This is a genomic window from Kitasatospora sp. NPDC040550 (assembly GCF_055594965.1).
Genome location: NZ_JBVIWC010000013.1, coordinates 224,122 through 230,121, shown reverse-complemented (window position 1 = coordinate 230,121; position 6,000 = coordinate 224,122). Strand labels below are relative to the sequence as shown.

Genomic DNA, 6,000 nt, shown 5'->3' with positions numbered 1-6,000 from the left:
CCCCCCCCCCCCCCCCCCCCCCCCCCCCCCCCCCCCCCCCCCCCCCCCCCTCTCCTCCCCCCCCCCCCCCCCCCCCCCCCCCCCCCCCCCCCCCTCTCCCCCCCCCCTCCCCCCCCCCCCCCCCCCCCCCGCCCCAGGACACGCCTCAGTGGTGGAAGCCCTCGCGGACCGGCACGCCCAGCTCCTGGAGCGGGACGGGCTGGCGGCGCAGCTCCGGCAGCAGCCGGTTGAGGTCGGCCAGCAGCAGGTCGGCGAGGTCCCGGGAGAAGCCGTTGCGACAGACGATCCGGAGCACCGACAGGTCCTGCCGGTTCGCCGGGAAGGTGTACGCGGGGACCTGCCAGCCGCGTTCGCGCAGCCGCCGTGAGACGTCGAAGACGTCGAAGGTGACGTCCTCGGTGGTGGTGAAGGCGAACACCGGGACCTGGTCGCCGCGGGTCAGCAGCCGGAAGCAGTCGAGCTTCCCGATCTCCCCGGCCAGGTAGCCGGCGACCTCCCGGCAGGCGCCCTGGACCGCCCGGAAACCGGCCCGGCCGAGCCGCAGGAAGACGTAGTACTGCGCGGCGACCTGCGCGCCGGGCCGGGAGAAGTTGAGCGCGAAGGTCGGCATCTCGCCGCCCAGGTAGTTGACCCGGAAGACCAGTTCCTCGGGCAGGGCCTCCTTGTCCCGCCACAGCGCCCAGCCGACGCCGGGGTAGACCAGCCCGTACTTGTGGCCGGAAGTGTTGATCGACTGCACCCGGGGGAGGCGGAAGTCCCAGACCAGCTCCGGGTCGAGGAAGGGCGCCACCATGCCGCCGGAGGCGCCGTCCACGTGCACCGGGACGTCCAGGCCGGTGCGCTCCTGGAGCTCGTCCAGGGCCGCGCAGATCTCCGCGATCGGCTCGTACGAGCCGTCGAAGGTCGAGCCGAGGATGCCGACCACGCCGATGGTGTTCTCGTCGCACAGCGCGACGGCCTGTTCGGGGCCGAGGTGGAAGCGCTCGCCCTCCATCGGTGCGGTGCGGGCCTCGATCTCCCAGAAGGTGCAGAACTTCTCCCAGCAGACCTGGACGTTGACGCCCATCACGAGGTTGGGCCGGGCCCCGGCCGCGTAGCGCTCGGGATTGCGGCGCATCCAGCGGCGCTTGAGCGCCATGCCGGCCAGCATGCAGGCCTCGCTGGAGCCGGTGGTGGAGCAGCCGACCGCGGCGTCCGGGTCGGGGGCGTGCCAGAGGTCGGCGAGGATGGCCACGCAGCGCCGCTCCAGTTCGGCGGTCTGCGGGTACTCGTCCTTGTCGATCATGTTTTTGTCCAGGCACTCGGTCATCAGCCGGGTGGCCTGCGCCTCCATCGAGGTGGTGACGAAGGTCGCCAGGTTGAGCTTGGCGCTGCCGTCCAGCATCAGCTCGTCGTGGATCAGCTGGTACGCGGTGTCGGCCGCGACCGCCCCCTCGCCGAGCCGGTGCACCGGCGGGGCGAGTTCCATCGCGCCCAGCGGGTCGGTGATGCCGAGGAACGGACTGACGCTCAGCCGGCGGTCGTCGCCGGTCCCCTTGTGCAGGGCCATGGGTGCGTGTCGCCCTTCGCCTCGGTGGCCGTGTCCCGACCCACGCTCCCACCGGGCGCCGGGTGACGCATCTTCACCGGCGGACTCCGGCCAAAGGGGGTTGCCCCGGGCGGCAGGGTTTCAGGCGGACGGGCCGGTGGCGGCCTCCGGGTGGATCTGGTCCCGGGCGGCGCGGTACTGCTGGCGCACCGCCGACCCGATCGCCAGGTCCTGTTCGCCCTCGGGCTCGACCGTCTCGGCGTCCGGCAGCGCCCACTCCGGCGGCTCGGGGGTGCCGGCCAGTGCCCAGGCGGCCTGCCGGGCGGCGCCGCGGGCGGCGTGCGCGCCCGGTGGGGGCACCACGACCGGGACGCCGAACAGCATCGGGGCGATGTGCCGGACGGCGGGAAGCCGGCCGGCCGCGCCGAGCAGGAACACCCGCTTGATCCCGACGCCCTGGGCCCGCAGCACGTCCAGCGCGTCGGCGGTGTTGCACAGCATGCCCTCGACGGCGGCCCGGGCCAGGTGCTGAGGGGTCATCGCCTCGGCCCGCAGGCCGGTCAGGGTGCCGGCGGCGTGCGGCAGCGCGGGGGTGCGCTCGCCGTCCAGGTAGGGCAGCAGCACCAGGCCGTAGGCGCCGGGGGAGGAGTGCAGGGCGAGGTCGCTCAGCCCCTCCAGGTCCCGGCCGAGCATGGCGGCGGTGGAGCGCAGCACCTGGGCGGCGTTGAGGGTGGCGACCATCGGCAGGTGGCGGCCGCTCGCGTCGGCGAAGGAGGAGACCAGGCCGGTGGCGTCCACCACGGCCTCCTCGTGCACCGCGAAGATCGTCCCGGCGCTGCCGAGCGAGACCACCGCGTCGCCCGGGCCGAGGCCGAGGCCCAGGGCGGCGGCCATGTTGTCGCCGGTGCCGGCCGAGATCAGCAGGCCCTCGGGGGTGTGCCCGGCGGGTTCGGCGGGGCCGAGCACGTCGGGCAGCCGGAGTTCGTGGCCGAGCGCCAGCTCGACCAGGTCCTGCCGGTACTCGCCGGTGATCGGGGACCAGTAGCCGGTGCCGGAGGCGTCGCCGCGGTCGGTGGTGCGGCGCTTGGGGTGGCCGAGCAGCTGCCAGACCAGCCAGTCGTGCGGCAGCAGCACCTCGGCGACCCGGCGGGCGTTGGCCGGCTCGAACTCGGCCAGCCAGCGCAGCTTGGCGATGGTGTACGTGGGGCCGGGGACGGCACCGATCGCGGCGGTCCACGCGGCCGGGCCGCCGAGGGCGTCCAGCAGTTTGGCGGCGGCGCCGCTGGAGCGCGGGTCGTTCCACAGGATCGCGGGCCGCACCTGCACCCCGCCCGCGTCCAGGCCGATCATGCCGTGCTGCTGGGCGCTGACGCCGATCGCCCGGACGCCCTCCAGCAGGCCGCCGGCCGCGGCGTCGCCGAGGGAGTGCAGCCAGACCTGCGGGTCGGCCTCGCCGGGGCGCAGGTCCTGGTCCTCGGGGACGGGGTGCGGCGCCTTGCCGGAGCGCAGGACGGTGCCGGTGTCGGCGTCGCACGCGACGATCCTGGTGCGGCTGGTCGAGCTGTCTATCCCCGCGACGATGGCCATGTCGAGATCATGCCTCAGCCCGGCCCGGTACGCGTCCGGGCCGGGTGAGCCGTTGCCGGTTCGGGACCGGGCGTTGGGATCTCCTTTGCCGTGGGATCACCGCCCGGTCGGGAACGCGGGCTACCGCCCGGTCACGGGCGGACGGTGCCCCAGCCGTCGTCCTCCGCCCGGGAGCGGGTGAAGTACGGCACCCGGTCGGTGACGGCGTTCGGCAGCTTGTCCCCGACCCGGTCCGCGACGGCACCGGCCGCCTTCCCGGCCACCACGCCGGCCTGCTGCCGCGCCCGGTCGGTGGCCCCCTGCACGGTGGGGTTCCGGGCGATCCGCCGGGTGACCTCGGTGATCTGCTCGTAGCGCCGGCGCCCGGCCCGCGAGCCGAGGACGTAGCCGGCCGCGAAACCCGCGGCCATCGACAGCTTCCACATGATCGGACCCACCCTCTCCTGGCGGCCTTCTGCCGCATTGCCCTACCCGTTGCCCGGGACGGCGAACCGTCCGCGACCCCAGCATCCCCGGGTGCCGTCGGGGGCGCGCGCGGGGCACGCCGGGCCGGCGGTCCGGGGCGGCCGGGGAAACGATTGGCGGACCACCCCCCCGAGTGCGCTAATGTATGTCCCGCAGCGAGCGCCGAGGAGCCCGGGTCACGGGAGCCGAAGCGGAAGCCGATCCCCCATAGCTCAATTGGCAGAGCAGCCGACTGTTAATCGGCAGGTTATTGGTTCGAGTCCAATTGGGGGAGCTCGGGAGAAGTGCTCCTCGGAGCGCGATTCCCGCCCGTGGTACGGAAGTTGGGTACCGCGATCCCGCATAGCTCAATTGGCAGAGCAGCCGACTGTTAATCGGCAGGTTATTGGTTCGAGTCCAATTGCGGGAGCTGCACCGGGCCCGCCCGGTGACTGCTCAGAGCGAAGGCCCCTCGGACGACCGGGGGGCCTTCGTGTTGTCCGCCCCGGTGTCGCGTGCGTCACCCGGCCGCCCTGCCCCGCCCCGGCGCCGAGGGCGGGGCGGGCGCGGCGGGGATCAGGCGGTCGCCCGCCGGTACAGGTCGGCGACCCGCTGGTCGAAGGCCACGCTGTACGAGGTGCCCGGGGTGTCCCCGCCCTCCTCGAAGCCGCCGATCACGCCGACCACCGTGCCGTCGCCGGTCACCCACGGGCTGCCGCTGGTGCCGTCGGTGTAGCCGCCGCAGTCGAAGCGCTCCTGGGTGGAGCTCTGCGAGCTGGTCCGGACCGCGCAGGTGATCGGCTCGTCGCTCTCGTTCGGGTAGCCGGTCACCGAGACCGCCAGTCCGACGCCCCGGCCGGTGCCGAGCGGGTTGCCGCCGACCGCGTCCTCGACCTGCCGGCCGTCGGCCGGGCGGACGGTGACGAACGCCACGTCGTAGTCCGGGTCGTCGTCGGAGGCCCAGCGGGGATCGACGGTGATCGACTGCACCTGCCAACTCCCGTACGGCGAGTACCCGTTGCGGTAGCCGGGGGTGAACACCAGGCCGTCCAGCAGGCCGACCCGCTGGTTCTGCACGCAGTGCGCGGCGGTGACCAGCAGGTTGCGGGCGGGGCTGCGCACCACGCTCGCCGTGCAGGACCGCGGGCCCTGGGCGCTGTGGACGGACAGCGTGCCGATCCGGTCGCGGGCCGCGCTCTGCTGGGCGACCTCGGCGTTCGGCGCCCGGTCCGGCCCGCTGCCGCACGCGGTGCCGGCGGTCAGCAGCAGGGCGGCCAGCGCGGTCGCTCCGGCCGCGCGCGCGGGCGGCACCGGGCGGGGGGCCATCGGGGCTCCGTCTCGTTCTTCGGGGCGGGCATCCGGGCCGTGCGTTCCGCCGTTCGAGAGGAAGATCTACCAGGCCGTGCCCGGCGGCGCCACTGCCGGGTGTTCGAATCGGCCCGGGTTCGGCCCGGGTCCGGCCCGGTCAGCCGGTGGCCCGGTCGTAGAGCGCCTGGACCCGGTCGCCGAAGTAGCTGCTGTACGAGGTGTCCGGGCTGTTCCCGCCCTCCTGGTAGCCGCCGATCACGCCGACCACGGTGCCGGTCCTGGTGGACGGGTCGAAGTCGGTGACCCAGGGGCTGCCGCTGGTGCCGCCGGTGTAGTCGGGGCAGTCGATCCGCAGCTGGGTGGCGCTCTGCTCGGTGGTGGTGTTGGAGCAGGTGATCGGGACGTCGCTGCTGCCCGGATAGCCGGTCACCCGCACCGGGACCCGGTAGCCGCGGTTGACGCCCAGTTGGTTGGCGCCGAGCACCTGCTGCACCTGCTGCCCGTTCTGCGCCTGGACGACGGCGAAGGCGACGTCCATGTCCGGGTCGGCGTGGTCCTTCCAGCCGTCGTCCACGCTGACCGCCAGCAGCGGCCAGACACCGCTCGGGGTGTCGCCGTTGCGGTAGCCGGGGACGAAGACCAGGTCGCTGCGCCGGCCGATCTTCGGGTCCCAGACGCAGTGGGCGGCGGTGACGATCAGGTTGAGCCCGGCGCTGTCGACCACGCTGGCGGTGCAGAAGTGGTCGCCGTCCGCGTTGCGCGTGAACACCGCGCCGACCAGGCCGTTGAGCACGGTGGGCTTGGCGGTGCGGGTGACCCCGGTGTGCTTGCCGGTCGCCCCCTTGAAGCGCTGCCTGCTCCAGCCGTGGGCGTCGGCGGCGGCGCTCGGCGGTGCCGAGGTGACCGTCGGCGCGACGGTGCCGGGCCGCGCCGCGGTGGTGCACCCCGCCAGCGCGAAGGCCAGCACCAGTACCGCGGCCGCCGCGACCGTCCCACGCATCGTCACCAGCCCAGGCTGCCCTGTCCGGGCCCTCCGCCGCCACCCGGAGCCCGCCACCGGAACCGGCGCAGGCCCTCCCGCACCCAGCTGCGCCCCCGGCGCGCACCACGGGTGATCGACCGGCTATGCTGCC

5 protein-coding genes and 2 tRNA genes are annotated in these 6,000 nt (G+C 74.5%); 2 read left to right on the top strand and 5 right to left on the bottom strand.

Going from position 1 to position 6,000, the window contains the following annotated elements; translation table 11 throughout:
- Nucleotides 1–145 precede the first annotated feature (145 nt).
- The 3 genes from ACZ58X_RS21115 to ACZ58X_RS21105 all read right to left on the bottom strand — a co-directional run bounded on the left by ACZ58X_RS21115 (nt 146) and on the right by ACZ58X_RS21105 (nt 3,540).
- A complete protein-coding gene (locus tag ACZ58X_RS21115; RefSeq protein WP_470335139.1) occupies nt 146–1,549 on the bottom strand; it encodes a glutamate decarboxylase in 1,404 nt (467 codons plus the stop codon).
- A gap of 120 nt (nt 1,550–1,669) precedes the next feature.
- Entirely contained in the window at nt 1,670–3,115 is a 1,446-nt protein-coding gene (locus tag ACZ58X_RS21110; RefSeq protein ID WP_470335138.1) for an FGGY family carbohydrate kinase, read from the bottom strand.
- Nucleotides 3,116–3,246: 131 nt separating this feature from the next.
- Nucleotides 3,247–3,540, bottom strand: coding sequence for a hypothetical protein (locus ACZ58X_RS21105; RefSeq protein ID WP_470335137.1), 294 nt, complete (start codon nt 3,538–3,540; stop codon nt 3,247–3,249).
- A gap of 241 nt (nt 3,541–3,781) precedes the next feature.
- Here ACZ58X_RS21105 and ACZ58X_RS21100 point away from each other — a divergent pair.
- Both ACZ58X_RS21100 and ACZ58X_RS21095 read left to right on the top strand, forming a co-directional pair.
- Nucleotides 3,782–3,854, top strand: a tRNA-Asn gene (locus tag ACZ58X_RS21100).
- A gap of 62 nt (nt 3,855–3,916) precedes the next feature.
- Nucleotides 3,917–3,989 (top strand) — tRNA-Asn (locus ACZ58X_RS21095).
- Nucleotides 3,990–4,135: 146 nt separating this feature from the next.
- On the opposite strand, the gene ACZ58X_RS21090 is transcribed toward ACZ58X_RS21095, so the two are convergent.
- Complete coding sequence (locus ACZ58X_RS21090; protein WP_470335136.1) at nt 4,136–4,885, bottom strand: trypsin-like serine peptidase; 750 nt, start codon at nt 4,883–4,885, stop codon at nt 4,136–4,138.
- Between the two features lie 139 nt (nt 4,886–5,024).
- Nucleotides 5,025–5,867, bottom strand: coding sequence for a trypsin-like serine peptidase (locus ACZ58X_RS21085; RefSeq protein ID WP_470335147.1), 843 nt, complete (start codon nt 5,865–5,867; stop codon nt 5,025–5,027).
- Between the last annotated feature and the right edge of the window lie 133 nt (nt 5,868–6,000).

What these genes read in the sequence shown, in the direction of transcription:
- ACZ58X_RS21110 (WP_470335138.1), bottom strand. Translation starts at nt 3,115, where the DNA reads ATGGCCATCGTCGCGGGGATAGACAGCTCGACCAGCCGCACCAGGATC.
- ACZ58X_RS21105 (WP_470335137.1), bottom strand. Translation starts at nt 3,540, where the DNA reads ATGTGGAAGCTGTCGATGGCCGCGGGTTTCGCGGCCGGCTACGTCCTC.
- ACZ58X_RS21090 (WP_470335136.1), bottom strand. Translation starts at nt 4,885, where the DNA reads ATGGCCCCCCGCCCGGTGCCGCCCGCGCGCGCGGCCGGAGCGACCGCG.
- ACZ58X_RS21115 (WP_470335139.1), bottom strand. Translation starts at nt 1,549, where the DNA reads ATGGCCCTGCACAAGGGGACCGGCGACGACCGCCGGCTGAGCGTCAGT.
- ACZ58X_RS21085 (WP_470335147.1), bottom strand. Translation starts at nt 5,867, where the DNA reads ATGCGTGGGACGGTCGCGGCGGCCGCGGTACTGGTGCTGGCCTTCGCG.